At 54.9% G+C, this 26558-nt stretch carries 22 protein-coding genes; 21 read left to right on the top strand and 1 reads right to left on the bottom strand.

All coding sequences use genetic code 11. The annotated features are described in order from the left end of the window. Positions 1-158: 158 nt before the first annotated feature. Entirely contained in the window at positions 159-1493 is a 1335-nt protein-coding gene (locus F1002_RS16745) for a TRZ/ATZ family hydrolase (protein ID WP_150430180.1), read from the bottom strand. A gap of 98 nt (positions 1494-1591) precedes the next feature. Between F1002_RS16745 and gyrA the strand changes: the two genes are divergently transcribed. The 21 genes from gyrA (at position 1592) to F1002_RS16640 (ending at position 26555) form a co-directional block, all read left to right on the top strand. After that, entirely contained in the window at positions 1592-4240 is a 2649-nt protein-coding gene (gene gyrA, locus F1002_RS16740) for a DNA gyrase subunit A (RefSeq protein ID WP_150430179.1), read from the top strand. Next, positions 4240-5325 (top strand): 3-phosphoserine/phosphohydroxythreonine transaminase, encoded by a 1086-nt coding sequence (gene serC / locus F1002_RS16735; RefSeq protein ID WP_150430178.1) that lies wholly within the window; start codon positions 4240-4242, stop codon positions 5323-5325. Before gyrA ends, serC begins: the two co-directional genes overlap by 1 nt. A 4-nt stretch (positions 5326-5329) precedes the next feature. Beyond that, a complete protein-coding gene (gene pheA, locus F1002_RS16730; RefSeq protein ID WP_150430177.1) occupies positions 5330-6433 on the top strand; it encodes a prephenate dehydratase in 1104 nt (367 codons plus the stop codon). 10 nt (positions 6434-6443) lie between these two features. Continuing rightward, the gene (gene hisC, locus F1002_RS16725) at positions 6444-7532 is read left to right on the top strand and encodes a histidinol-phosphate transaminase (protein ID WP_150430176.1); all 1089 of its coding nucleotides are present in this window, start codon (positions 6444-6446) and stop codon (positions 7530-7532) included. Then, the gene (locus tag F1002_RS16720; RefSeq protein ID WP_191090445.1) at positions 7533-8414 is read left to right on the top strand and encodes a prephenate dehydrogenase/arogenate dehydrogenase family protein; all 882 of its coding nucleotides are present in this window, start codon (positions 7533-7535) and stop codon (positions 8412-8414) included. Further along, positions 8414-9253, top strand: a complete 840-nt coding sequence (locus F1002_RS16715) for a DNA ligase (protein WP_150430175.1) — start codon at positions 8414-8416, stop codon at positions 9251-9253. The genes F1002_RS16720 and F1002_RS16715 overlap by 1 nt, the downstream gene beginning before the upstream one ends. Before the next feature lie 9 nt (positions 9254-9262). Beyond that, positions 9263-10270, top strand: coding sequence for a UDP-glucose 4-epimerase GalE (galE, locus tag F1002_RS16710; RefSeq protein WP_150430174.1), 1008 nt, complete (start codon positions 9263-9265; stop codon positions 10268-10270). Positions 10271-10357: 87 nt separating this feature from the next. Then, entirely contained in the window at positions 10358-11131 is a 774-nt protein-coding gene (rfbF, locus tag F1002_RS16705; RefSeq protein WP_150430173.1) for a glucose-1-phosphate cytidylyltransferase, read from the top strand. After that, the gene (gene rfbG, locus F1002_RS16700; RefSeq protein ID WP_150430172.1) at positions 11113-12189 is read left to right on the top strand and encodes a CDP-glucose 4,6-dehydratase; all 1077 of its coding nucleotides are present in this window, start codon (positions 11113-11115) and stop codon (positions 12187-12189) included. Before rfbF ends, rfbG begins: the two co-directional genes overlap by 19 nt. Positions 12190-12194: 5 nt before the next feature. Then, positions 12195-12755 (top strand): dTDP-4-dehydrorhamnose 3,5-epimerase, encoded by a 561-nt coding sequence (gene rfbC / locus F1002_RS16695; protein WP_150430171.1) that lies wholly within the window; start codon positions 12195-12197, stop codon positions 12753-12755. Next, entirely contained in the window at positions 12752-13975 is a 1224-nt protein-coding gene (locus tag F1002_RS16690; RefSeq protein WP_150430170.1) for a class I SAM-dependent methyltransferase, read from the top strand. The genes rfbC and F1002_RS16690 overlap by 4 nt, the downstream gene beginning before the upstream one ends. A gap of 109 nt (positions 13976-14084) precedes the next feature. Next, entirely contained in the window at positions 14085-15005 is a 921-nt protein-coding gene (locus tag F1002_RS16685; RefSeq protein ID WP_223879644.1) for an NAD(P)-dependent oxidoreductase, read from the top strand. A 15-nt stretch (positions 15006-15020) separates the two neighbouring features. Further along, a complete protein-coding gene (locus F1002_RS16680; RefSeq protein WP_150430169.1) occupies positions 15021-15842 on the top strand; it encodes a hypothetical protein in 822 nt (273 codons plus the stop codon). Between the two features lie 65 nt (positions 15843-15907). Next, entirely contained in the window at positions 15908-16792 is an 885-nt protein-coding gene (locus F1002_RS16675; RefSeq protein ID WP_150430168.1) for a class I SAM-dependent methyltransferase, read from the top strand. Between the two features lie 179 nt (positions 16793-16971). Beyond that, positions 16972-18495 (top strand): lipopolysaccharide biosynthesis protein, encoded by a 1524-nt coding sequence (locus F1002_RS16670; protein WP_150430167.1) that lies wholly within the window; start codon positions 16972-16974, stop codon positions 18493-18495. Positions 18496-18510: 15 nt separating this feature from the next. Further along, positions 18511-19590, top strand: coding sequence for a glycosyltransferase family 4 protein (locus tag F1002_RS16665; RefSeq protein ID WP_150430166.1), 1080 nt, complete (start codon positions 18511-18513; stop codon positions 19588-19590). A 130-nt stretch (positions 19591-19720) separates the two neighbouring features. Next, on the top strand, positions 19721-20845 hold the full coding sequence (locus F1002_RS16660) for a glycosyltransferase (RefSeq protein ID WP_150430165.1): 1125 nt from the start codon (positions 19721-19723) through the stop codon (positions 20843-20845). A gap of 180 nt (positions 20846-21025) precedes the next feature. Beyond that, positions 21026-22984, top strand: a complete 1959-nt coding sequence (asnB, locus tag F1002_RS16655; protein ID WP_370452169.1) for an asparagine synthase (glutamine-hydrolyzing) — start codon at positions 21026-21028, stop codon at positions 22982-22984. Further along, on the top strand, positions 22975-24138 hold the full coding sequence (locus F1002_RS16650; protein ID WP_150430164.1) for a glycosyltransferase family 4 protein: 1164 nt from the start codon (positions 22975-22977) through the stop codon (positions 24136-24138). The genes asnB and F1002_RS16650 overlap by 10 nt, the downstream gene beginning before the upstream one ends. Next, positions 24135-24695 carry a sugar transferase gene (locus F1002_RS16645; protein WP_150430163.1) on the top strand — a complete coding sequence of 187 codons (561 nt, stop codon included), beginning with the start codon at positions 24135-24137 and terminating at the stop codon, positions 24693-24695. Before F1002_RS16650 ends, F1002_RS16645 begins: the two co-directional genes overlap by 4 nt. A 6-nt stretch (positions 24696-24701) precedes the next feature. After that, a complete protein-coding gene (locus tag F1002_RS16640; protein WP_150430162.1) occupies positions 24702-26555 on the top strand; it encodes a nucleoside-diphosphate sugar epimerase/dehydratase in 1854 nt (617 codons plus the stop codon). The last annotated feature ends 3 nt before the right edge of the window (positions 26556-26558 follow it).

Here is a 26558-nt window from a genome sequence, read left to right as displayed (position 1 = left end):
TCACGCTGGTCGATCAGGTAAACGCGCTCTTGCGCAACAGCGGAGAAACCGATACCGGCCAGCAGGGCCAGAACCAGGGACTTCTTGGCGATGTTTTTGATCATTTTTTCCCTCGTTGAAGAAAATTTCGGAAATTCTTAACCCGTACGACAACCAAATCATGGCTGTTGGCGGAATTCCAAACTATTCTGCCATAGCGCCAACGCAGATTCCAAGTCATTTTGCTTGGATTTCCGTAAAGTTTTGTTGTCTACGCAACACTTTCCGGCTACCCATACGTGTGTAACGTGCTCCCGCCCTGCAACGTTGACTACGTGCGATACCGGGTCGAAGCAGGGGCGGGTTTCTGTCGATCCGAGATCGATGGCACAAAGATCGGCCTGCTTTCCCGGCGCGATCGATCCGATCCTGTCGGCCATGCCGAGCGCCTGGGCGGCGCCGAGCGTCGCCATGTGCAGGACTTCTCGTGCCGGGAGGGTTTGGGTGTTGCCGCTGACGCCTTTTGCGAGCAGTGAGGCGAGGCGCATTTCCCCGAGCATGTCGAGGCGGTTGTTGCTGGCGGCGCCGTCGGTGCCGAGGCCGACATTGATGCCCATTTGTCGCATTTTTGCCACGGGGGCGAATCCGCTGGCCAGTTTCAGGTTGGAGGTGGGGCAGTGGGCGATGTTGCTGCTGGTCGCGGCCAGCAGTTCAAGGTCGTCGTCGTTCAGGTGGACGGCGTGTACGCCGATCAGGCCCGGGCCGAGCAGGCCGAGTTTGTGCAGGCGCTGTAGTGGTCGCATGCCATGCTGACGGAGGCTGTCGTCGATTTCCTGCGTTGTCTCGTGAACGTGGCAGTGGATCGGCAGGTTGAGCTGTTCGGAGAGTGTCAGGGTGCGTTCGAAACTGGTGTCGGACACCGTATACGGTGCGTGCGGCGCCAGGCAGAAATTGATCAGCGGCTCGTTCAGCCATTTCTGGCGAACGGCCAGCCCCTTGTTGATGTAGTCGGTGGCATCGCTGGCGTAAGGGGTGGGAAATTCCAGTGTGGTGATACCCAGCGTTGCGCGCATGCCGATTTCTGTGGCAGCACTGGCGGCGGCGTCCGGATAGAAATACATGTCGTTGAAGCAGGTGATGCCACCTTTCAGCATTTCGGCGCAGGCCAGGCGGGTTCCGTCATAGACGAACTGCGGCGAGAGGTGGGCGCCTTCGGTCGGCCAGATGTGTTTCTGCAGCCACTCCATCAGCGGCAGGTCGTCGGCGATGCCTCGCATCAGGGTCATCGCGGCATGGGTGTGCAGATTGATCAGGCCGGGGATCAGGATGTGGTCGTCAAGCTTGGTGTGCGATAGCGGTGCGTAGCGGATACGGGCTTCGCGGGTCGGCAAAATGGCAAGAATCTTGTCTTGGTGGACTGCGACGGCATGGTTGCTCAGGATGCTGTCCGAATCGACGGTGGCGATCCAGCGGGGCTCGATCAGCAGATCGATCTTTTCGGGTGTTGTTGTCATGAAAAACGGCGTCTGTGCAGTGAAGGGGGCGTGTTAAAATAGCAAATTACGCTCGATTCAACCAACAAAGTGCCGCTCAGGCGGTGCGGATGTGAGACATGGACCAATTCGCCAAAGAAACATTGCCGATCAGCCTCGAAGACGAGATGCGGCGTTCCTATCTCGATTACGCGATGAGCGTGATCGTCGGCCGGGCGCTGCCGGACGCGCGCGACGGCCTGAAGCCGGTGCATCGCCGCGTGCTGTACGCCATGCACGAGACGAACAACGTGTGGAACCGTCCCTTCGTCAAATGTGCCCGCGTCGTCGGCGAGGTCATGGGTAAGTACCACCCGCACGGCGATTCGGCGATCTACGATACGCTGGTCCGCATGGCGCAGGATTTCTCGCTGCGCTACACACTGGTTGATGGTCAGGGCAACTTCGGTTCCATCGACGGCGACAATGCGGCGGCCATGCGTTACACGGAGTGCCGCCTGGAGCGCATTTCGTCCGACCTGACGGCCGATATCGACAAGGAAACGGTCGACTTCGAGCCGAACTACGATGGCAAGGAACTGGAACCGTCTGTTTTGCCGACGCGCATTCCGAACCTGCTGATCAACGGCTCGGCCGGTATTGCGGTCGGTATGGCGACCAACGTTCCGCCGCACAACCTGCGCGAAGTGGTGCGCGGCTGCCTAGCCTTGTTGGAAAACCCGGCGATTTCCATCGATGACCTGATCGAGTTGATCCCGGCGCCGGACTTCCCGACAGCCGGCTTGATCTACGGCGTGATGGGTGTCCGCGAAGGTTACAAGACCGGTCGCGGCCGTGTCGTGATGCGCGCCCGGACGCACTTCGAGGATATCGGCAGGGGCGACCGCCAGGCGTTGATCGTCGACGAGATTCCCTACCAGGTGAACAAGAAGTCGCTGATCGAGAAGATCGCCGAGTTGGTCAACGAGAAGAAGATCGAAGGCATCTCCGACATCCGCGACGAGTCCGACAAGTCGGGCATGCGCATCGTCATCGAGCTGAAGCGCGGCGAGGTTGGCGAGGTCATCCTCAACAACCTGTACAAGCAGACCCAGTTGCAGGACACCTTCGGCATGAACATGGTGGCGCTGGTCGACGGCCAGCCGCGCCTGCTGAACCTCAAGATGGCGCTGGAGTGCTTCCTGTCGCACCGCCGCGAGGTGGTCACCCGGCGTACCGTGTTCGAACTGCGCAAGGCGCGCGAACGCGGCCACATCCTCGAAGGTCTGGCCGTCGCGCTGTCCAACGTCGATGAAATCATCGCCCTGATCAAGGCGGCGCCGACGCCGCCGGATGCCAAGCGCAGCCTGATGGCACGCGACTGGCGCAGCCCGGTGGTGGAGGAAATGCTGCTGCGCGCGTCGTCCGACGCCTCGCGTCCGGAAGGGCTGCTGCCGGAATTCGGGTTGTCGGCCCAGGGTTATCGTTTGTCCGACGCCCAGGCGCAGGCGATCCTGGAGCTGCGTTTGCAGCGTCTGACCGGTCTGGAGCAGGACAAGATCGTCGGCGAGTACAAGGAAATCATGGACAAGATCGTCGACCTGCTCGACATTCTGGCCAAGCCCGAACGCATCACGGCGATCATCGTCACCGAGCTCAATGAAATCAACGAGCAGTACGGCGACGAGCGCAAGTCCGAGATCGTCCTGCACACGCAGGAACTCGGTATCGAGGATCTGATCACGCCGCAGGACATGGTGGTGACCCTGTCGCATGGCGGCTACGTCAAGGCCCAGCCGCTGGCCGACTACCGTGCCCAGAAGCGCGGCGGGCGCGGCAAGCAGGCGGCGGCGATCAAGGACGAGGATTTCGTCGATCACCTGTTCGTCGCCAATACGCACGATTACATCCTGTGCTTCTCCAATCGCGGCCGCTGCTATTGGCTGAAGGTTTACGAAGCGCCGCAGGGCAGCCGCAACAGCCGTGGCAAGCCGATCGTCAATCTCTTCCCGCTGGAAGAGGGCGAGCGTATCAACGCCGTGCTGCCGGTCAAGGAATTCGTCGACGACAAGTTCATCTTCATGGCCACCCGCGACGGTACGGTCAAGAAGACGCCGCTGTCCGATTTCTCGAACCCGCGCAAGGCCGGCATCATCGCGGTCGACCTGCTGGATGACGACTACCTGATCGGCGTCGAGCTGACCACCGGCCAGAGCGACATCGTGCTCGTTTCCGACGCCGGCAAGGCCGTGTGGTTCGACGAAGAAGATGTCCGCCCGATGGGCCGTGGCGCCCGCGGCGTGCGCGGCATGAAGCTGCAGCCGGGGCAGACGGTCATTTCCCTGCTGGTGGCGGAGAGCGATCAGCAGACCGTGCTGGTCGCCACCGAGAACGGCTTCGGCAAGCGTACCGTGCTGGCCGACTTCCGCCATTCCGGTCGCGGTACGCAGGGTGTCAAGGCGATTGCCGACTCCGAGCGCAACGGCATAGTCATCGGCGCCAAGCTGGTCGACGATAGCGACGAGGTGATGCTGATCACCACCGGTGGCGTGCTGATCCGTACCCGTGTCTCGGAAATCCGCGGCATGGGCCGGGCGACACAGGGCGTGACCTTGATTTCGCTGGACGAAGGCGAGAAACTGGCCGGACTGGAAAAGGTTGCGGAATCGGTGGTCGAGGCGGAAGCCGAGACAGAAGCGGACGGCGCTGTTGCCGCCACGGAGGCCGTCGATGCGGATGCGGCGCCGGGTGAGCAGCCCGCCGACAACAACGAAGGTGGAGAGGCCTGATGAGCCGTATCTGGAATTTCAGTGCCGGCCCGGCTGCACTTCCTGAAGAAGTCCTCCGGCAGGCGCAGGAAGAATTGCTTGACTGGCGTGGAGCCGGTTGCAGCGTGATGGAGATGAGCCATCGCGGCAAGGAATTCATGTCCATCCTCGAGCAGGCCGAGGCCGATCTGCGCGAGCTGATGGGGATTCCGGAGCAGTACAAGGTGCTCTTCCTGCAGGGCGGTGCGACGCAACAGTTTGCGCAGATTCCGATGAATCTGCTGGCCGGCCGTTCGGCCGACTACATCGTGACGGGTTCGTGGTCGAAGAAGGCATTCAAGGAAGCGCAACGTATCGGCAACGTCCGCTGCGCGGCGACGACCGAAGCGAGCAATTTCACCCGCCTGCCGTTCGCCAACGAAATCCAGCTCGATCCATTTGCCGCCTATCTGCACGTCTGCACCAACGAGACGATCCATGGCGTTGAAATACCGGCACAGCGCATTGCCGATACGGGCGTGCCGCTGGTGGCCGACATGTCGTCGCATATCCTGTCGCGACCGGTCAATGTCGAGAAATTCGGCCTGATCTATGCCGGCGCGCAGAAGAACATCGGTCCTTCCGGCCTGACGCTGGTCATCGTGCATCGCGACCTGCTCGGCATGGCGCCGCTGACCATCCCGACCGTGATGGATTACGCCGTGATGGCCGAGAATGGCTCGATGCTCAATACGCCGCCGACCTACGCCATCTACATCGCCGGTCTGGTTTTCCAGTGGCTGAAGCGGCAAGGCGGGCTTGAGGGAATGGCGGCGGTCAACGACGAGAAAGCGCGCATCCTGTATGAGTGCATCGACCAGTCCGGCGGTTTCTACACCAATCCGGTCGATCCGGATTGCCGCTCGGCAATGAACGTTCCGTTCGTGCTGGCCAACGCCGAACTCGATGCCGCCTTCCTGGCCGAGTCCAAGGCGGCCGGACTGCTTTCGCTGAAGGGCCACAAGTCGGTGGGCGGCATGCGCGCCTCGATCTACAATGCCGTCCCGCTGGCCGGGGTGCAGGCGCTGGTCGACTTCATGAACGATTTTGCCAAACGCAACGGGTAAGCGCATGAGCGATCAACCCCAGAACGATCTCCAGAAGGCGCTCGCCGGTGTGCGTGCCGATATTGACCGTATCGACGGCGAGTTGCTCAAGCTGCTGAACGATCGGGCACGCTGCGCCCAGAAGGTGGGCGAGATCAAGGCTGAATTCGGCGAGGCCGGCTTCATCTATCGTCCCGAGCGCGAGGCCCAAGTATTGCGTCGCCTGCAGGATACGAATGCCGGGCCGCTGCTCAACGAGAACATCACCTTCTTCTTTCGCGAGGTCATGTCGGCTTGTCTGTCGCTCGAACAGCCGCTCGGCATCGCTTTCCTGGGGCCGCTCGGCACCTTCTCCGAATCGGCAGCCACCAAGCACTTCGGCCATGCCGGCCGTTTGCTGCCGCAAAGCTCGATCGACGATGTTTTCCGCGAGGTGGAGTCCGGGCATGCCCACTATGCTGTGGTACCGGTCGAAAATTCGACCGAGGGCGCGGTTGGGCGGACGATGGATCTGTTGCTGCAGTCTTCGCTGAAGATTTGTGGCGAGGTGGTGCTGCGTATCCACCAGAACCTCCTGACCCGTGAAACCGATTTGAGCCGGATCACCAAGGTCTATTCACATGCCCAGTCGCTGGCCCAGTGCCACGAATGGCTGAACCGCATTCTGCCGCATGCGCAGCGCATTTCCGTGGGCAGCAATGCCCAGGCGGCCCAGAAGGCTGCAGAGGAATCCGGTGTCGCGGCCATCGCCGGCGAGGCGGCCGCGGAGCGTTACGACTTGCCCAAGCTGGTCGAGAACATCGAGGACGAGCCGAACAACACGACGCGCTTCTTGGTGCTCGGCAAGCACGATGCCGGCCCCTCCGGGCGCGACAAGACGTCGCTGATCATGTCGGCGCCGAACCGGACCGGCGCGCTGCATGAATTGCTGCTGCCCCTGTCGTCGGCCGGCGTGTCGATGTGTCGCCTGGAGTCGCGTCCGGCGCGCAATGCCCTGTGGGAGTATGTTTTTTACGTCGATATCGAAGGGCATCGCAATGACCCGGCGGTCAGTGCCGCATTGGAGAAACTGGCCGGGTCTGCGGCCTATCTGAAAACACTCGGGTCCTACCCGGTTGCCGTCTATTGAGGATCGTGTCATGAGCCTTGCCGAGCAAGCCCTTTCCTACGTCCGTGCCATCTCGCCCTACCAGCCTGGCAAGCCGATCACCGAACTCGCCCGCGAGATGGGGATTCCAGTCGACAGCATCGTCAAGCTGGCTTCCAATGAAAATCCGCTCGGCATGAGTCCGAAGGCACGTGCGGCGGTTGAAAAAGCGATCAGCGGCGTCGAGCGCTACCCGGATCAGTTCGACCTGATTGCCAAGGTGGCCGGGCGTGTCGGCGTCGCCCAGAGCCAGGTGGTTCTCGGTAACGGTTCGAACGACGTGCTCGATCTGATTGCGCGCGTCTTTCTTGCGCCGGGACGTTCGGCGGTTTTCGCGCAACATGCCTTCGCCGTGTATCCGTTGGCGACGCTGTCTACCGGTGCCGAACTCATCGCCACGCCAGCGAAGAACTACGGCCACGATCTCGCCGCTATGCGTGCGGCCATCCGGCCGGATACGCGTATCGTGTGGATTGCCAACCCGAACAACCCGACCGGTAATTTCCTGCCGTACGCCGACGTGCGCGCTTTCCTGGAGAGCGTGCCGAAGGAGGTCATCGTCGTGCTCGACGAGGCCTACAACGAATACATTCCGCCTGCCGAGCGAGTCGATACGGCCGGCTGGTTGAAGGAGTTCCCGAATCTGGTCATCTGCCGTACCTTCTCGAAGATCTACGGCCTCGCCGGCCTGCGTGTCGGTTATGCGCTGGCCTCGGTGGAGGTGGCTGACCTGATGAACCGGGTTCGCCAGCCGTTCAATGTCAACAACCTGGCGCTGGCCGGGGCGCTGGCAGCCCTGGACGACCATGACTTCCTCAACGCCAGCTACGAGTTGAATCGATATGGCATGGTGCAGATCGTCGCTGCGCTGGAACGCCTGAAGCTGGAATACATCCCGTCTTACGGCAATTTCGTGACCTTCCGGGCCGGCGATGGTGCGGCGGTCAACCAGAAGCTGCTCAAGCAGGGTGTCATCGTCCGGCCGATTGGCGGCTACGGCCTGCCGGAGTGGCTGCGCGTGACGATTGGCACCGAGCGAGAGAACGCGCGTTTCATTGAGGCCTTGGAAAAGGCGCTGTAAATGGAAGCCGGTTTGCCCGAGTTCGGCAAGGTCGTCATCTTTGGGACGGGCCTGATCGGCGGCTCATTCGCGCTTGGTCTCAAGGAGGCGGGGGCGGTCGAGGAGGTGGTCGGTTTCGGGCGAACGCCGGCTACCTTGCGCAAGGCGCAGGAACTGGGCGTCATCGATCGGGCCGGGATCAATCCGGCGCATGAAATTGGCGATGCCGACATCGTCCTCGTGGCGACGCCGGTTGCCCAGATGCCGGAAATCTTCGAACGTATCGCACCGTATATCGGCCCGAACACCATCGTGACCGACGGCGGTTCGACCAAGGGCGATGTCGTTGCTGCGGCGCGTGCGGCGTTCAAGGGGCATATCGGCAAGTTCGTGCCGGCCCACCCCATCGCTGGCGCCGAGAACAGCGGCCCGGCGGCTGCGCGCTGGGATTTGTATCAGGGCAAGAAAGTCGTCGTGACTTCCTTGCCGGAGAACAACGACGAGCGTCTTGATCGCGTCAAACGCGCCTGGGCGCTGTGCGGTGCCGATATCTACGAATTGACGCCGGAAATGCACGACCGTGTCTTCGCCGCCGTCAGCCATCTGCCGCATCTGCTGTCGTTTGCGCTGGTCCATGATCTCGCCGTCCGCGACGATGCCGATCTTTTCTTTACGTTTGCCGCCTCTGGTTTCCGCGATTTCACCCGGATTGCCGCCAGTCATCCGGAAATGTGGCGGGACATCTGTCTGGCCAACCGTGAGGCCTTGTTGGGCGAACTGGACAGTTACCGTGCGCAGCTTGATGGATTGCGCAGTGCGCTATCGCAAAACGATGGGGAGCGTCTCGAGGAAATCTTCGGTATCGCCCGTCAGGCGCGGAGAAATTGGGCAGGCGAAGGCTGATGTCAGGTTTGCTGCGTGCACTGATGCTGGGACTGGCGCTGGTAGCTCCGGTTGCTGTGGCTACTGATGTGGCACCGGATATTTTGCTGGCGAACGTCTATCGCGCCCAGATTGATGTGACGCGCTATCTGGTCAGCGAAAAGCTGGATGGTGTACGGGCTGTGTGGGATGGGAAGTCCTTGCGTTTTCGCAGCGGCAAGCCTATTCATGCTCCGGCCTGGTTTATTGCCGGGTTGCCGCTGCAAGCATTGGATGGTGAGTTGTGGATGGGGCGCGGCCGCTTCGCGCAACTTTCTGGCGCAGTCCGCAAGGAAATCCCGGTCGACGACGAATGGAGCCAGGTGCGTTACATGATTTTTGAGTTGCCCGGAGCCTCAGGACCATTTCGCGAGCGTGCCGATCAGATCAGTCAGCTGGTCCGCCAGGCAAATGTTGCTTGGTTGCAGCCAGTCAAGCAGTTTTCGGTGGCTGACGACACGAGCTTGCGACAGCGCCTTGCGGCGGTCGTTGCCGCGGGGGGCGAGGGGTTGATGTTGCACCGTGCCGACGCTGTTTACGAAACCGGCCGCAGTGATACGTTGCTCAAGCTGAAACCTTGGCTTGATGCAGAGGCCGAAGTCATTGGGTATCGTCCGGGAAAAGGGCGACATACGGGTAGCCTGGGCGCGCTGCTGGTGCGGACGCCGGAGGGCAAGACTTTTCTGCTGGGTACCGGGTTTACGGACGAAGTGCGTCGCAATCCGCCACAGAAAGGGACTTGGGTGACTTATCGCTATCGTGAATTGACGAACACCGGGTTGCCGAGGTTTGCCAGCTTTTTGCGTATCAGGGAAGACTGAGGAGACTCCATGATTCTTGTCACGGGTGGGGCTGGTTATATCGGATCGCATACTTGTGTCGAACTGCTCAATGCTGGGCACGAACTGGTGGTGTTCGACAATTTCAGCAATAGCCATCCTGAAGCTTTGGTGCGTGTGGAGCGGATATCAGGTCGCAAACTCAATATTGTCAAAGGCGATATTCGCGATCAGGATGCGTTGGAGGAAGCGATTCGTGGCTTCGGTTGCACGGCAGTTATCCACTTTGCCGGGCTCAAGGCAGTGGGCGAATCGCTCGAAAAACCACTCGAATACTATGACAACAATGTCATTGGAACGCACCGCTTGCTACAGGCCATGGGTAACTGCGGGGTCAAGACCTTGGTTTTCAGTTCGTCGGCAACGGTCTATGGCGAGCCACAATTCCTGCCGTTGACCGAAGACCATCCGCTATCGGCCACCAATCCTTATGGAAGGACCAAGCTAGTCACCGAGGAGATGCTACGTGATCTGCATCGTTCGGATTCAAGCTGGAAAATAGCCATCCTTCGCTACTTCAATCCGGTAGGTGCGCATGAAAGCGGTCTGATCGGCGAAGATCCTCAGGGTATTCCCAATAATCTGATGCCATTTGTCGCTCAGGTGGCCATTGGTCGCCGGGATTGCCTCAAGGTGTGGGGCAGCGATTACCCGACGGCAGATGGTACCGGAGTGCGTGACTATATCCATGTTGTCGATCTGGCATTGGGTCACCTCAAAGCCTTGGGGCGATTGAAGGAACCTCAGTGCTTCGAAGTGAATCTGGGTACGGGGATCGGTTACAGCGTTCTGGATGTCATCAAGGCATTTGAAGGGGCAAGCGGCAATCCCGTTCGCTACGAATTGGCGCCGCGTCGTCCCGGCGATGTGGCGTTGTGCTATGCCGATCCCGCTTTTGCTGCTGCCTTGCTGGGGTGGCGGGCTGAGCGTGGTCTTGATGCCATGTGTGCGGATACGTGGCGCTGGCAAGGCAATAACCCGCTTGGATTTTTATCTTAAGTATGCAGTTGTAAGTATTGGCTTCTGGTAATCATCACTACATAGTAAGTATTCAAGTTAACGAATTTTATTTATTAAGGATACATAATGAAAGCTGTCATTCTTGCGGGTGGATTAGGAACCAGAATATCAGAGGAAACCCATCTTAAACCCAAGCCGATGATTGAAATTGGTGGAAAACCAATACTCTGGCATATCATGAAAATTTATTCCCATTATGGGATTAACGATTTCGTGATTTGCTGTGGTTATAAGGGATACGTAATCAAGGAGTATTTTGCAAACTACTTTCTGCATATGTCTGATGTTACTTTTGACATGGCGAACAACCGCATGGAGGTTCTCCATCAAAAAGCAGAACCTTGGAGAGTGACTCTTGTAGATACCGGTGATGAAACCATGACAGGGGGGCGTTTGAAACGGGTTGCGCCATACCTGAAAGGAGAGGAAGCATTTTGCTTCACCTATGGAGATGGTGTTAGTGATGTTAACATTGGCGAGCTTATCGCATTTCATAAGTCACAGAAGTTGTTGGCAACACTTACAGCGACTCTGCCTCCTGGGCGTTTTGGCGCACTTGATTTTGATGGGTGCAAGATTCGTAACTTCAAAGAAAAGCCTAAAGGTGATGGTGCAATGATTAATGGAGGATTCTTTGTATTGTCGCCAGAAGTTATTCGGCTAATTGAGGATGATAATACTGTCTGGGAGCGTGAGCCTCTTGAAAGGTTGGCTAAAGAAGGGCAACTGAATGCCTTTATGCATGAGGGCTTTTGGCAACCAATGGATACGTTACGCGACAAGGTACATCTTGAAGAATTGTGGGCCAATGGCAGGGCACCATGGAAAGTCTGGCAATGACAGAGGAATTTTGGCGTGGCAAGCGCGTTCTACTTACCGGCCATACAGGGTTTAAAGGGGCTTGGATGGCCTTATGGTTACACCGGCTGGGGGCGAAAGTTACTGGGGTTAGCCTAGCTCCAGCTACTGAGCCTAATTTATATACACTGCTTGGGATTCATCAGATCACGGATAGTAATTTTTGTGATATTTGTGATACCGACTCTTTGGCGCCCCTGATCAATAAAGCACAGCCGGAAATTGTATTTCATCTGGCAGCTCAAGCATTGGTTCGCGCCAGCTACCGTGAGCCACTGACGACATTCGCTACGAATGTTCAGGGGACAGCAAACGTACTTGATGCTTTGCGCTCGGTTGATTCGGTTAAGGCTGTCGTTGTAGTTACTACCGACAAGGTATACAAAAATATCGAGCAATCTTATCCGTACCGTGAAACCGATACACTTGGCGGTCATGATCCATACAGTGCTAGCAAGGCTGCTGCAGAAATAATTATCGCTAGCTACCGTGATTCCTATCTTGCTGAAAGGAATATCGCGATAGCTTCTGCTCGTGCAGGTAATGTGATCGGTGGTGGCGATTGGTCGGAAGATCGCCTGATTCCTGATGCTATTCGTGCTTGGAATTTAGGGCGGCCTTTGCAAATTCGTCGTCCACAAGCTATCCGGCCATGGCAGCACGTATTAGAGCCTCTTTCTGGTTATATACAACTTGCCCAGCAACTTTGGGAGAGGCCTGGTTTGGCCGGTGCTTATAACTTTGGCCCGGAAACTAACGAGGCGGCAAGCGTACGTGAAGTGATTCAACTCGCACAGGTTGCCTATGGGACAGGAGATGTTTCTTGGGGGGATGGTACGGAAGGGCCTCATGAGGCTGGGTGGCTAGCGCTTGAGATCGCAAAAGCTCGTACATTATTGGGGGTTAAGGCGCGCTGGCCCCTGGCTGAATCGGTGCAACGAACAATTTCATGGTATCGGCAAATGCGCGAAGGTGCTGACGCGATGGCGTTGTGTCTCTCGGATATTGCGGCCTATGAAAAAGCATATATGCCGGGGTAAATGGCATGAGTCGTTTTATTGTTCTTGATACGCCTATTGACGGTTTGAAAGTAGTTGAACGTCAGCTAATGGGGGATAGTCGAGGTTTTCTATCGCGCCTGTTTTGTGCTGAAGAGCTCGCTGCTGCAGGTTGGTCTAAACCAATCATTCAGGTAAATCAAACTTTCACTCAACGTCGTGGCACGATAAGAGGCATGCATTTTCAGAAACAGCCACATGCCGAGATGAAGCTTGTCACATGTTTGCAGGGCGAAATTTGGGATGTGGCTGTCGATCTCCGCGTAGGGTCGCCAACATTTCTCAAGTGGCATGCTGAAACACTTTCCTCATCCAATCATCGAGCGCTGTTGATCCCGGAAGGCTTCGCTCATGGTTTTCAGACGCTTTCAGACAATTGTGAACTTCTCTATCTGCATTCAGCGGCTTACTCGGCGGAATTCGAAGCTGGACTTAATGCGGAGGATCCCCAACTTTCTATAGGTTGGCCTTTGGCCATTGCCGAACTTTCTGCTAGAGATGCACAGCATCCCATGCTGGACAATCAATTCAAAGGAGTGATTTTGTGAAATGCCGTCATTGTGATGCCCCGCTTGAGTACACTTTTCTTGATCTCGGCTTTGCTCCTCCATCCAATGCTTATCTGACAAGCGAAGACCTTACCAAGCCGGAGAAATACTATCCACTGAAAATCAAAGTCTGTGATCGGTGCTGGTTGGTACAGACTGAAGATTATGCTCAAGCTGACGAACTGTTTAGCCCTGACTACGCTTACTTTTCTAGTACATCCAGTGGTTGGCTCGCACATGCAGCGAAATATGCAGAAAAAATGACGGGCTTGCTGCAATTAACTAAAGACAGCTTGGTCATCGAGGTGGCCTCTAACGATGGTTATCTCCTCAAGAACTTCGTTGCTGCAGGAATTCCTTGCCTGGGGATTGAACCTACGGCCAGTACCGCTACTGCAGCCGAAAGTTTGGGTATTCCTGTTACGCGAGAGTTTTTTGGCGAGCAGCTCGCTAAGAGACTCTCTCTGGCCGGAAAGCAGGCTGATCTGATTGCTGGCAACAATGTTTACGCCCATGTTCCTGATATTAACGACTTCACCCGCGGTCTTAAAGCTGCTCTGAAACCTGGTGGCACAATCACCTTGGAGTTTCCACACCTCATGCGGTTGATCGAAAATACCCAGTTCGATACCGTCTATCACGAGCATTTTTCTTATCTGTCGCTTTACACTGTAGAACGTATTTTCAAGGCAGCTGGGTTGCGCATATGGGATGTTGAGGAGTTGCCTACCCATGGGGGTAGTTTGCGTATCTATGGTTGTCATGCAGAGGATGAGCGTCGGGAAACTCCAGCCTGTGTTGAACTACTAGCCGAGGAGGTGCGACGTGGGTTGCAAAGTCTGTCCATCTATCAAGGCTTTCAGTTAAAGGCGGATCGGGTCAAAGATGACTTGTTGACTTTCCTTATCGAGCAAAAGCGTGCAGGCAAAAAAGTGGCTGCCTATGGTGCCGCCGCCAAAGGCAATACCCTATTGAACTACGCCGGAATAAAAACCGACTTGTTGCCTTATGTTTGTGATGCCGCCGAAGCAAAACAGGGTAAATTCATGCCAGGTAGTCACATTCCCATTCTTTTACCCTCAGTATTGGGGGAGAGGCGTCCGGACTATGTGGTGATCCTGCCTTGGAACATTGCTGATGAGGTCAAACATCAAAATGCACAACTTGCCGAGTACGGTGCAAAATTTGTAGTGGCGGTACCTAGACTAACAATCATTTGACTCGCCTGTTGATGTTCATATTGCGATATGAAGTGGGGGGCAAGAGTGACTATTTCTTGTCACCCCAAGAATTGGCAATGGTCATCAAAAAATCCCTGGAGCAAGTTGCATGACGACCCAACTTCCCCTGAAAAAAGTTTTGCTGACCGGGGCTAGCGGTTTTATTGGTAGGCATTGCCTACCAATTCTGCGTGATGCGGGATATGAGGTTCATGCGCTGTCGCGTTCCGGTGGCGAAACAGTGCAGGGTGTGAGGTGGCATAAGGCAGATTTGTTCGATGAAGGAGTGCCCGATAGGCTTCTAGCCGAGGTGCAACCTACGCACCTGCTGCATCTGGCTTGGTACGCCGAGCCTGGCCGTTACTGGACGGCTACGGAAAATTTTCAATGCGTAAAAGCAAGCCTCGCGCTGCTCCAGGCTTTTGCCGCACAGGGCGGGCAGCGTGTAGTAATGGCGGGAACGTGCGCCGAATATAATTGGGATTATGGCTGGTGTTCTGAAGGCGTGACCCCTTTGGTACCTGCGACAGTCTATGGCGTTTGCAAAAACTCGTTGCAAAGCATGCTTGCAGCGTACAGTCGGGAGTATGGGTTAAGTAGTGCGTGGGGAAGAGTATTCTTTCTTTACGGCTCCTACGAGCACCCTTCGCGGTTGGTTTCATCGGTGATTCGTTCGCTGCTAATAGGGGAGCCTGCACTATGTTCCAGTGGCGAGCAGGTGCGAGATTTTTTGCACGTGGAGGACGTGGCTTCTGCCTTTATTGCCTTACTGGATTCGGAAGTGCAAGGGCCTGTTAACATAGCTTCTGGTGAGCCTGTAAAAATAAAGGATGTGGTTAATAAAATATCGTTAAAACTTGGCCGTCCTGAGTTATTGAAGCTGGGAAGCCGTGCTGTCCCAGTTGGAGATCCACCAGTAATACTCGCAGATGTCAGAAGGCTCAATGATGAACTCTCATGGAACCCTACGATTCCACTTGAGGATGGGTTGGATCGTGCAATTCGCTGGTGGCGTTGTAACTCTCTATAGAAAAGAGTAACGGCAATGTCGGTAGCAGTTGTTTATTTGTCGCGGGGCTTGGGGGGGGGGCGAGCATCTGCAGAGGCCTTTTTTGAAACATACCGAAGGTTTCCGGCAGGTAGGGAGCATGAATTATTCGTCATTTCAAAAGGCTGGCAGAGCGGGGCTGAATTAGACCTAGTGACAAAGTTGGTTGCCAATATGTCTGGAAACATTATTGCCATGCCAGATGATGGGTATGACTGGGGCGCATATTTCCGATTGGCCTGGTATCTAAAACATGATTGGCTATGCTTTTTTAATACGCACACTAAAATTGATGGTGATCGTTGGCTTGAGCTTTTGCTTCATGCTGCGGAGAGTCCCGGGGTTGGTGCTGCGGGGGCAACTGGCTCATGGGGTACGTTGGTCCCTCAGTTTTACCTTCGTCATTTACTTAGACCGGGAATGTTGCTCTACCCCCCGCGATATTTTGGCTCGATCAAGCGGTTTCCATCATTTCCTAATCCACATTTACGTTCAAATGCGTTCGTGGTCAGGAGAGAAGTATTCTTGGCATTTGCCGCACAAAGTATATTTCCCCGAGCGAAGAGAGATGCACACGCCTTAGAAAGCGGTCGAGCTGGCTTTACAAGTTATTTGATGCGGCGTGGCTTAAGACCTGTTGTAGTCGGCAAAAATGGGCGCTCGTTTGAGATTGAATCATGGATAGAGAGCGAAACCTTCAGAGTGCCGGGGCAAAGAAATTTGCTAATAAAAGATAATCAGACGGAAAACTATAGCTTGGCTGATAGAAAAATGAAATTTGTAATGGAAGAAAGCGCGTGGGGTAAGACTTTTGAATAATGGATTGTGGGGGTTGGAATTTTTTTTGATTATTAACTCTGCTCTATTAAATATATTTTAAGATTATGAATCAATGCACATCATGCCCTTGTTGTGGGGCTGACTCTTCTCTTTGGTTATCGACCAACGATCGAAATCGTAATATTTCAGACGAAGAATTTGGTTACTACCGGTGTGTGAATTGCGGGCTAGTTTTCATCGACCCAATTCCAGAAGCCCTTGCTCAATACTATGAGGGCGGCTACCAAGGCATTCCGGAATCGATTGATCAACTTCGAGAACTCGCAGCTAAAGAACGCTACCGACTTGCTCCTGTTTTGGATAAATGCGGTGGGGATTTGTTGGAGATAGGTCCATGGATTGGAATATTCAGCCTAAATGCTAAAGATGCAGGCTTCAACGTGGAAGTAATAGAAATGAACGCTGGAGCATCCAACTTCCTGCGTGACATCGTTGGTATTAAGGTTACCAACACTAACGACCCTCGTTCTGCGCTCATTGACTCAGAAAAACGCTACGACGTGATTGCACTTTGGCACAGTCTTGAACACTTGCCTAAGCCATGGGAGGTCTTGGAGGCAGCGGCAAAGCGCCTCAAACCAGACGGGAAATTGCTCATTGCGATACCCAACGTTGATAGTTTGCAGGCAAAACTAATGCAAAAATACTGGTGGCATTTAGACGCGCCTAGACATTTATATTTCTGGTCACCGAATGATCTAGAGCGACTTGTAAATCGACTTGGTTTGGTAACGGAAAAGCTTGAAACTAATGACAGGCTTAGTGACTTGCTTGCAGTCGGTGCGTGGCAACACTTTTTTGAGGAGTTCATAAAAATAAAATATATCCGCGGAGCGTTTGTGGGTTTGGTAGCACCAATACTCGCGAAATTTTCTCAGAAAATGGGGAGGGGGGCCGGGCTTACAGCAACTTTTCGAGCGCCAGTTTAGTATTGCGATGTTCCAATTTGTAATTGGCTATCATATTTGCTTAATATAATAATTCTCGACTACTTGATTCGAAATAGTGGGATTTGCAAACTGATTCAATTAGACGTCTTGAGAACTGCTTCTACTACGAAGATATCGATGCGTTTGCTGCGGCGATGGCGTGAAAGAGCGCATATACAATGAGATTGTCTGTTTTTTCTAATGCAGTCGCGAATGCAGTTGGGCGTTTCTGGTCAGCTGGTCTGCAATTTGTTTTTGTTCCTGTATATGTGAAATTGCTTGGACCAGAAGAATATGGATTAGTTGGTTTTTACACCACCTTGTTGCTTAGTCTAACGTTTCTTGATTTGTGTATTAGTCCTGTACTTGGGCGTGAGTTTGGCCGTTTGGCAGAGCGTCAGGATTCAGCGAACAGAATGCGCAACTTACTGCGCAGCATGGAAATGATTTCGCTAGGAATGGCTGCTTTTGTAAGCGCAATCGTTGTCTGTAGCGCGCCATGGTTAGCAACTCATTGGATTCACTCGGGAAGTTTGCCTGTCGAGGAAGTGACCGATGCGATACGGTTGATGGGTCTAGTCATCGCTTGTCAGTGGCTAACTAGTCTCTATGGGAGTGGGTTTGCTGGCCTGCATCGTCAAGATTTAGCCACGAAAATTCGGGTTTTTATAACAACTTTTCAATGGGTTGGTGCGGCAGCCATTCTTTGGCTGGTGTTTCCAAGTGTTAATTTGTTATTAATATGGCAAGCATTAACATTTTTGTCGCTGACTTTTTGGCTTCGTCGAGATTTGTGGCGGATAATGCCGATTGGTAATTCTCCGCGATTTGATGTTGGTTTTCTGCGGTCGACTTGGAGATTCTCACTAGGTAACTTGATGATCGGATTAACGTCATCGTTACTTACGCAGACTGATAAGTGGATCATCTCAAAATATGTTCCTCTTGATCAGTTTTCTGCATATGTGCTGACCTTTACCATGGTTTCACCCATCACGATTTTGGTGGCGCTTCCGGCTGGCTCTGCTGTCTTTCCGTTGTTTTCCAGGCTTTGTGCAATAGGGGATAACAAAAATCTGTCCATTGAGTATCACCGCTGGAGCCAACTTGTGGCAGCGTTTTCTCTGCCAATGGTTGGAGCGCTACTAACATTTGGAGACTCATTCAGCAATCTATGGCTTCATTCAAATTCTAAGCTCGTTTCTGATTTGATAGTGATTCTGCCATGGGTCTTGCTGGGTACGTTATTTAATACCCTAATGATGGTTCCATATTTTTTGCAAGTTGCATCAGGTTGGGTTCGATTGTCGATCTATAAGAATATATTTCTTCTTTTTTTATTCGTTCCTACGTTGATTTTTGCTGTTCCAAAATATGGGGCTATAGTTGGAGGGTGGTGCTGGCTGGCGATTAATGTTGGTTATTATTTTGTAGAGATACCAATTATGCACCGCCGCCTTTTAAAAAATGAGATGTGGTCCTGGTGGGTAATTGACACATTTATTCCTGCGTTGATTACGGCTGTTGTTTTTTCTGCGGCCAATTATATTTTTCCAAAAAATTTGTCATCTTGGTTCAGTGTGTTCTTTGCATTTTTAGCTTCGGTTGTGGATCTATTAGTTATATTGTTGGTTTTGCCCTTTACTCGCTCTATCGTAATTGAAAAAATCAAGGGCTTGATGTTTTCTGGTGGTGTTAAATGATAAGGCGGGCGGGTAATGCCTGATAAAGTTCGTATTGGCTACGTGCCTTACAGTGTGTCTTTGGATAGGCCGGGTGATCGGCGTCGTTTTGTTGCTTATGCAAATGCGCGGAATCTTGCTTTTGAATTGGCTCGTCCTGAGGAACGCTATGATCTGGTTGTTTTGAGTGAGGTGGCGGATGTCAGCGTCTGGGCTCAATATCCTCACGGGAAAGTAGTTTTCGACTTGATTGACTCGTATCTCGCAATCCCTCGTACAAATCTCAAGCAGTGGTTACGGGGTGGGCTATGGTATGCAACGGGGCGACATCGTAAGTTGCGCTGGAGTCTATGGGCCGCCTATCAAGATATGTGTCGTCGAGCTGATGCTGTGGTCTGCACAACCCAAGGCCAGCAGAAAGATATTAAAAGCTACTGCACAAACACGCACATTGTTTTAGATATACATAGTTCGGTAGTCCACGCGGTCAAGGAGAGCTACCGTTGCGGTGAACCGTTTAATTTGGTTTGGGAGGGTTTGCCTAGCAATCTCTCGCAATTAAAACAAATTCGGGATGTTTTGCGAGATATCCATGGGCGTCGTCCGTTGGTGCTCAACATTGTCACGGATCCAGATCAGCCCCGCTTACTTGGGCGCTTTGGCCGTGTGCATAGCTCGGATTTGGCGCGCGAGATTTTTGATTCAGTGCGGTTTCATATTTGGGATGAGGCAACATGCTCTCGAGTGATTCAGAGTTGTGATTTGGCTGTCATCCCAATAGATCTCACTGATCCGTTTGTTGTTGGTAAACCTGAAAATAAATTGTTGCTGTTGTGGCGGATGGGTATGCCAGTGGTGACCTCTGCCACACCTGCTTATCAACGCGCTATGCGAGATGTCGGCATGGATAGATTGGCGTGTTGCACTCAAGATGAGTGGCGTGCAGCCCTGGAGGACATGATTGCCGATGAGTCGCTACGTCGGGATGCGGGAATTCGCGGAAGAGGATTTACCGAAGTTGAATGCAGCAAAGAGGCAACGTTGGCTCGTTGGGATGGTGTTTTCGCTTCGATGGGTTTTGATTTCTCCAAAAAAGACAAGATCGAAACAAAATGACTGGCTCTGATGCATCCTCTCTCAACTTTTCTCAACAAATGTGGTGCCAGGAAAAATGTGGGAGCGATATCTTCGGTAAACATGTGGGGGTATCGGTTCGATTGTTCTCTTTATCAATACGCTGGTATTGATGACCCGCGTTCTCCACATCATTACCGGGCTCGGCCTGGGCGGGGCCGAAATGATGCTGCTCAAACTGCTACAGGCGTCAGATCGCGTGGCAACAGAGCATGTGGTCCTGACCCTGACCGACCTCGATATCCTTGCACCGGATATCCGCGCTCTGGGGGTTCAAGTACAGTCGTTGGGAGTGGCCGGCGGCCCGAGCAGCGTGTGTGCGTTGTGGCGCGCGCGTTGCATGGTAGGTCGATTCAGGCCCGATGCCGTGATGACTTGGTTGCATCATGCAGATTTATTTGGCGTGGCACTCAAATGCTTGGCACCATCAATCCGCCTGATCTGGAATCTCCGCTGTTCCCGTCTTTCGCCGGAAGAGCTTCCCCGCTCGAATATACTGCTTGTCAAACTGCTAGCCCGCCTGTCTTTCATTCCTGCTGTGATCGTGGCCAATGCCCGGTTCGGCATGGAGGAGCATATCCGGATGGGGTACAGTGCTCAATGCTGGAAGGTCTTACCCAATGGTTTTGATGTTGCAGCGTTTGCACCGGATGCCGAGGCACGCTCGGCGATGCGCCAGCAGTTCGGCGTCTCCGACGGTGACTTTGTTATCGGCATGGTGGGGCGCTACCACGCGATGAAGGGTTTCGATACCTTTGTCAGAGCCGCAGGGTTGCTGGCGAAAAAGGAAAAGCGAGCACGTTTCGTTCTCGTCGGAACCGATGTTACAGAAGACAACACTGAACTGAAGGGTATGTTGGAAGCAGAAGGAATTCTGGGTAAGGTGGCATTGCTTGGGCCGCGTCGTGACGTTCCTGCGATCATGAATGCCTTCGATATCTTGGCCAGTACGTCGACCAGCGAGGGATTTCCGAACGTCATCGGCGAGGCAATGTCCTGCGGAATTCCTTGTGCGGTCACAGATGTTGGCGACAGCTCCTGCATCGTGGGGCAGGCCGGTGTTGTCGTTCAAGCGGGAGATGATGAGGCGATGGCGGCGGCTTGGCAGTCACTGTTGGCGATGCCTGAGAAGGATTTTCTTGCCCTCAAGCAGCTTGCCCGTCAGCGCATCGTGGAAGAGTATGAGATTGGAGTTGTCGCTAGCCGCTATCTGGTCGTGTTCGAAGAAAAGTGTTGATGTGCTGAGTTTCGATGTATTGCATGCACGGTGACTGGTGGCAATTGTTGGCGTTTGCCAATAGACTCCGTCCCCGGCGTGCCAGCCCGTTGTAGGGTATACGGCTGGTGAGCAGAGTTATTTCTGGACATCGGGCCTCGAAGCTCGCGGATTTTCGCAATAACAAGAATTTAAGGATGGGTGATCAGGGTGTGCGGGATAGCGGGGCTCAAACTTCACACTGAATTTGCCGATGGCGACCGTTTGCGTCGTACGGGCGAGCAAATGGCTGATGCCATCATCCATCGCGGGCCGGATGATGGCGACGTATGGGTCGGAGCGGATGTGGGCGTCGTGCTTGCCCATCGCCGCCTGTCGATTCTCGATCTGTCACCGGCTGGTCATCAGCCGATGTCTTCGGCCTGTGGTCGCTATGTCGTCGTTTTCAATGGCGAAATCTACAATTGGGTGAGTATCCGTACTGAGCTGGAACAGTCTGGCAAGGCCCCGGCGTGGCGTGGCTATTCGGATACCGAGGTTTTGCTGGCTGGCATCGTTGCCTGGGGGTTGGAAGCGACCTTGAAGCGGGCGCGCGGCATGTTCGCCATCGCCGTATGGGATAGCCGGGAGCGGATGCTTTCGCTTGTCCGTGACCGCATAGGCGAAAAGCCCTTGTACTACGGCCGGGTTGGCAATGCTTTTGCCTTTTCTTCGGAGTTGAAGTCGTTGAGGGCGATTCCCGGGGGGGATTTTCAAACTGACCCTGGCGCGTTGGCCTTGATGCTGCGTTATGGCTACGTGCCGACGCCGTTGTCCATTTACCGGAATATCTTCAAGTTGCCACCGGGTACCTTGCTGCGAGTGAACGCTCGGGGCGAATTTGGCGAACCGGAGGCTTGGTGGTCTTTTGCCGAAACTGCACGGCAGCGTGCCGCCGCTCGTTCGCCGATGTCCGATGCCAAGGCACTGGATGCGCTGGATGAGGTGCTCGGCTCAGCCATCGGTGAGCAGATGGAGGCGGATGTTCCCTTGGGGGCCTTGCTTTCCGGCGGGCTCGACTCGTCTATGGTAGTTGCCCTGATGCAGTCGAGAAGTGCCAAGCCGGTTCGTACCTTTACGATCGGTTTTGCCGAAGGGGCATACGACGAGGCGGCGCATGCCAAGGTTGTGGCCGCCCATTTAGGCACGGAGCACACCGAACTCTACGTGTCGCCGGATCAGGCTCGAGCCATCATTCCTCGTTTGCCGGATATGTATGACGAGCCATTTGCAGATTCCTCACAGATTCCGACCGCTCTCGTCTGCGCGCTGACCCGTCAGCACGTTACGGTTTGTCTTTCTGGTGATGCGGGTGACGAGCTATTCGGCGGTTACAACCGCTATTTTTGGGCGACTTCCCTGTGGCAGCGCTTTGGCAAGCTACCCCTCGGGCTTCGGCGCCGGGCGGCTGGACTTTTCTCCTCGATTTCGGCCGGGGCCTGGAACAACGCTTTGGGTGCATTGTCGTGGGCGATGCCCGGCCGACTGCGGGTCAGCAATCCCGGGGACAAGCTGCACAAACTGGCCGAGGTGATGGGAGCGGATTCCGAAGAAGCGCTTTATCGTGAGTTGGTCAGCCAGTGGCGCGGTGTACTACCACTGCGAACTCCTGGCGAGCCGAAAACGCTGGTGGCCGATCCGGCCACGTGGCCCGGCATGCCGTGTTATGCAGAGCGGATGATGGCTGTCGACACGCTGACTTACTTGCCAGACGACATTCTGGTCAAGGTGGATCGGGCTGCGATGGCGGCAAGCCTGGAAACCCGCGTGCCCTTCCTGGATGAAAGGGTGATTTCCTTTGCCTGGGGTCTGCCTTTCGAGCAGAAGGTCCGTAACGGACAGGGTAAATGGTTGCTCAGACAGTTGCTGTACCGCTACGTGCCGCAGGCAATGGTCGATCGTCCGAAGCAGGGCTTCGGTGTTCCCATTGAGCATTGGTTGCGTGGGCCGCTGCGCGATTGGGCGGAAGACCTGTTGTCACCGGATCAGCTCGGCTCGGATGGCCTCCTGGATCCCGTGCCGATCAGGGCAATGTGGCAAAGGCATCTATCGGGACGAAATGTGCAATACGCCCTCTGGAATGTGTTGATGTACCAAGCCTGGAGAAGACGATGGGCTTGAGGGTTTGCCAACTTTGCGCAGTCGATTTCACGCTCAAGCATTTTTTGCTGCCGCTGATCGACGGGATGCAGGATCACGGCTGGAGAGTCACCTCCGTGTGCTCGGATGGTCCGGAGATTCCCGGGATGCGTGAACGGGGCTATGCCATCGATACCATCCCGATTTCACGTAGCCTCAATGTCTTCAAGCATGCGGTTTCTGTCGTCCGGCTGGCGGCATACTTTCGACGCGAGCGTTTCGACATCCTCCACGTGCACACGCCGGTTGCCGCTCTGGTGGCCAGGGTGGCGGCGTTTATTGCGCGCGTGCCGGTTGTCATCTACACGGCGCACGGCTTTTACTTTCATGACGAAATGCCAGCCTGGAAGCGTCGCCTGTTCGTCTGGCTGGAGCGGCTTGCCGGCCTTTTTACCAATCTGCTTTTCACACAGAGCGCCGAAGATGCCGAGACAGCGGTGCAGGAAGGTATTTCGCCGGCTGCGTGTACGCTCGCCATCGGTAACGGCGTCGATGCCCGACGCTTCAATCCTGCGGTGATCGGCGATGGTGCAGTATTGCGCAAGGCTCTGGGCATTGCCAGCGATGCCTTCGTGATCGGTATCATCGCCCGTCAGGTAGTCGAAAAGGGAATCATGGAGTTTCTCGAGGCCGCCATTGAGGCCGCCGGGAATCATTCCGAGATGGTGATTCTGATGGTGGGTGAGCGTCTGGCGAGCGATCACGCCGGTGATGTGGAGGCAGAACTGGAGCGTGCGGGAGCTGCTCTCGGCAAGCGCCTGGTGGTGACCGGCGCGCGCAAGGACATTCCGGAACTGCTCGCTGCCATGGATGTGTTCTGCCTTCCGTCATGGAGGGAAGGTATGCCTCGTACCATCATCGAGGCCATGATGATGGGCAAGGCGGTGATTGCCACGGATATCCGTGGTTCCCGGGAGGAGGTCGTGCCTGGTGAAACAGGTTTGCTGGTGCCGACCCGGTCGCCAAAAGCGCTGGCCGAAGCCTTTCTGACATTGGCCGGTGATCGTGCCAAGGTGGCCTCGATGGGGGCCAAGGGTAGGGAAAGAGCCTTGGCATTTTATGACGAAGCGCAGGTGGTCGCCTTGCAGATCCGGCGCATCGAGCAATTCCTCACAAAAGAAAATAGTTCGGTATGAAGCGGCTTTTCGATTTTTTTCTGGCGCTGGCAGTTGTTTGCATCTTCACCATCCCGTTGCTGGTGGTGGCCGTGTTGGTCAAGGTGACCTCGCCGGGACCGGTACTGTATTGGTCGGATCGTGTCGGGCGGCGTAACCGGATTTTTCGTATGCCGAAATTCCGCAGCATGCGCGTGGGTACGCCGGCGGTCGCTACCCATCTGCTGAGTAACCCGGCTGCCCATCTGACCCCGATAGGCTCGTTCCTGCGCCGTTCAAGCCTGGATGAGTTGCCGCAGGTTTGGAGTATATTGGTCGGCGACATGAGTTTCGTCGGTCCTCGTCCCGCTTTGTTCAATCAAGACGACCTCATTGCCTTGCGCACCAAGGCAGGCGTGGACGAATTGCAGCCGGGCCTGACCGGATGGGCGCAAATCAACGGCCGGGACGAATTGCCCATTCCGCAAAAGGTGGCGCTTGATGCCGAGTATCTTCGGCAACAGAGCTTCTGGTTCGATCTCAGGATCATTTGGCTGACGGCCCTGAAGGTTGTGAAAAGTGATGGCGTTTCGCATTAAAGCAGTATGAAAAAGACTACAAAATCGATGCTCTTCAGCCTTAACCCCCGGACGCTGGCCGCTTTTACATTCGATGTGTGCGCTGCCGGGGGGGCTTGGTTACTGGCATTCTGGCTGCGCTTTAATTTCGATACGCCGGCCGAGTTTCAGGGGGTTGCTGTTGGTGCTTTGCTCTGGGTTTTGCCGCTATTTGCAGCATTGTTCTTTTTTTTCGGTCTGTACCAAGGGCTTTGGCGCTTTGCCAGCATCGCCGACCTGCAGCATTTGCTCAGTGCGGTCTTCGTTGGTGCATTGCTGACCACGACAGTGGTTGCCATTTTCAAGGTGCCTCTGATTCCACGCTCGGTGCTGGTCCTGCACCCGCTTCTCCTCGCGGTCATTATGGGCGGAACACGTTTTGCCTATCGTAGTTGGAAAGAGCATCGCCTTTATGGACCTGCCAAGCTCCGTGGGCAGCCTGTCCTCATCATCGGGGCGGGTGAGGCGGCCGATTCCTTGCTGCGGGAAATTCATCGCAGCGGTCAGTGGTATGCGGTTGCCATCATTGATGACAATCCGGGAAGAGCCGGGCGTCGTCTGAGAGGGCTGCCCATCCTGTCGCCGATTGGGAACATCGGGTCGGTTGCGGAAAATCTGGGTGCCAAGCATGCCATCATCGCCATGCCGACTGCCCGTCCAGCCCAGCGTAGGCGAGCTACTGAACTGGCTTCGGCGGCCGGACTTACGGTTTTGACCGTGCCCTCATACGATGATCTGTTGTCAGGGCGGCTATCCGTATCCAGTATCCGTAAGGTCGAGTTGGAGGATTTGCTCGGACGCGAAGCGGTCTCGCTGGACGACAACGGCGTACACGATTTGCTCGGAGGCAATGTCGTGCTGGTGACTGGGGCGGGAGGGTCCATCGGTTCGGAGCTTTGTCGACAAATTGCCCGTTTCAAGCCATCACGACTGGTGTTGGTCGATTCCTCCGAATTCGCGCTTTACAGCATTGGTGAGGAGTTGAGTACCAGTCATCCATCGATGGATTGTCGGTCATGGGCTGCCGATGTTCGTGATAAGGAGCGGATCGCCGAGATTTTTGCTGGCGAGCAGCCCGTTGTCGTTTTCCATGCGGCTGCTTACAAACACGTACCCTTGATGGAAAGCGTCAATGCCTGGCAGGCCGTGCGGACCAATGCCCTTGGTACGCTGACCGTAGCGCGGGCCGCCCAGGAAGCACAGGTCAGGAAGTTCGTGTTGATTTCCACGGACAAGGCCGTCAATCCAACCAATGTCATGGGGGCGACCAAGCGATTGGCTGAAAGACTTTGTCTTGCAGTCAACAATTGCGGTGCAACGCGTTTTGTGATTGTCCGTTTTGGCAATGTGCTGGGTAGCAATGGTAGCGTCATACCAAAATTCCGGGAGCAGATCGCCCAAGGTGGCCCGGTGACCGTAACGCATCCCGATATCGTGCGCTATTTCATGACCATTCCCGAAGCGGCGCAGTTGGTTTTGCAGGCTGGGCTGATGGGGCAGGGGGGCGAGATATTCGTTCTGGAAATGGGTGATCCGGTGAAAATTGTCGATCTGGCACGCGACATGATTCGCCTTTCAGGGTTTTCCGAAGACGAGGTGAAAATCGAATTCACCGGTCTGCGGCCAGGCGAGAAACTATATGAAGAATTGCTGGCCGACGATGAGGCGACATTGCTGACGCCCCATCCCAAGCTGCGGATAGCGCGCCTTTCGGATGAATTATCGATTGCCGAATATGAGGAATTGTTGGGTTGGCTTCACTCGTCGATTCGCCCCTCCGCCGATGTGAAGGCAGGATTGAAAAAATATGTGCCTGAATACGTTGCCGATTTGGGTTGCTGAGGA

The organism is Dechloromonas sp. CZR5, from assembly GCF_008711155.1.
Taxonomy (GTDB): Bacteria; Pseudomonadota; Gammaproteobacteria; order Burkholderiales; family Rhodocyclaceae; genus Azonexus.
This window is presented reverse-complemented; position numbering and strand designations above follow the sequence as displayed.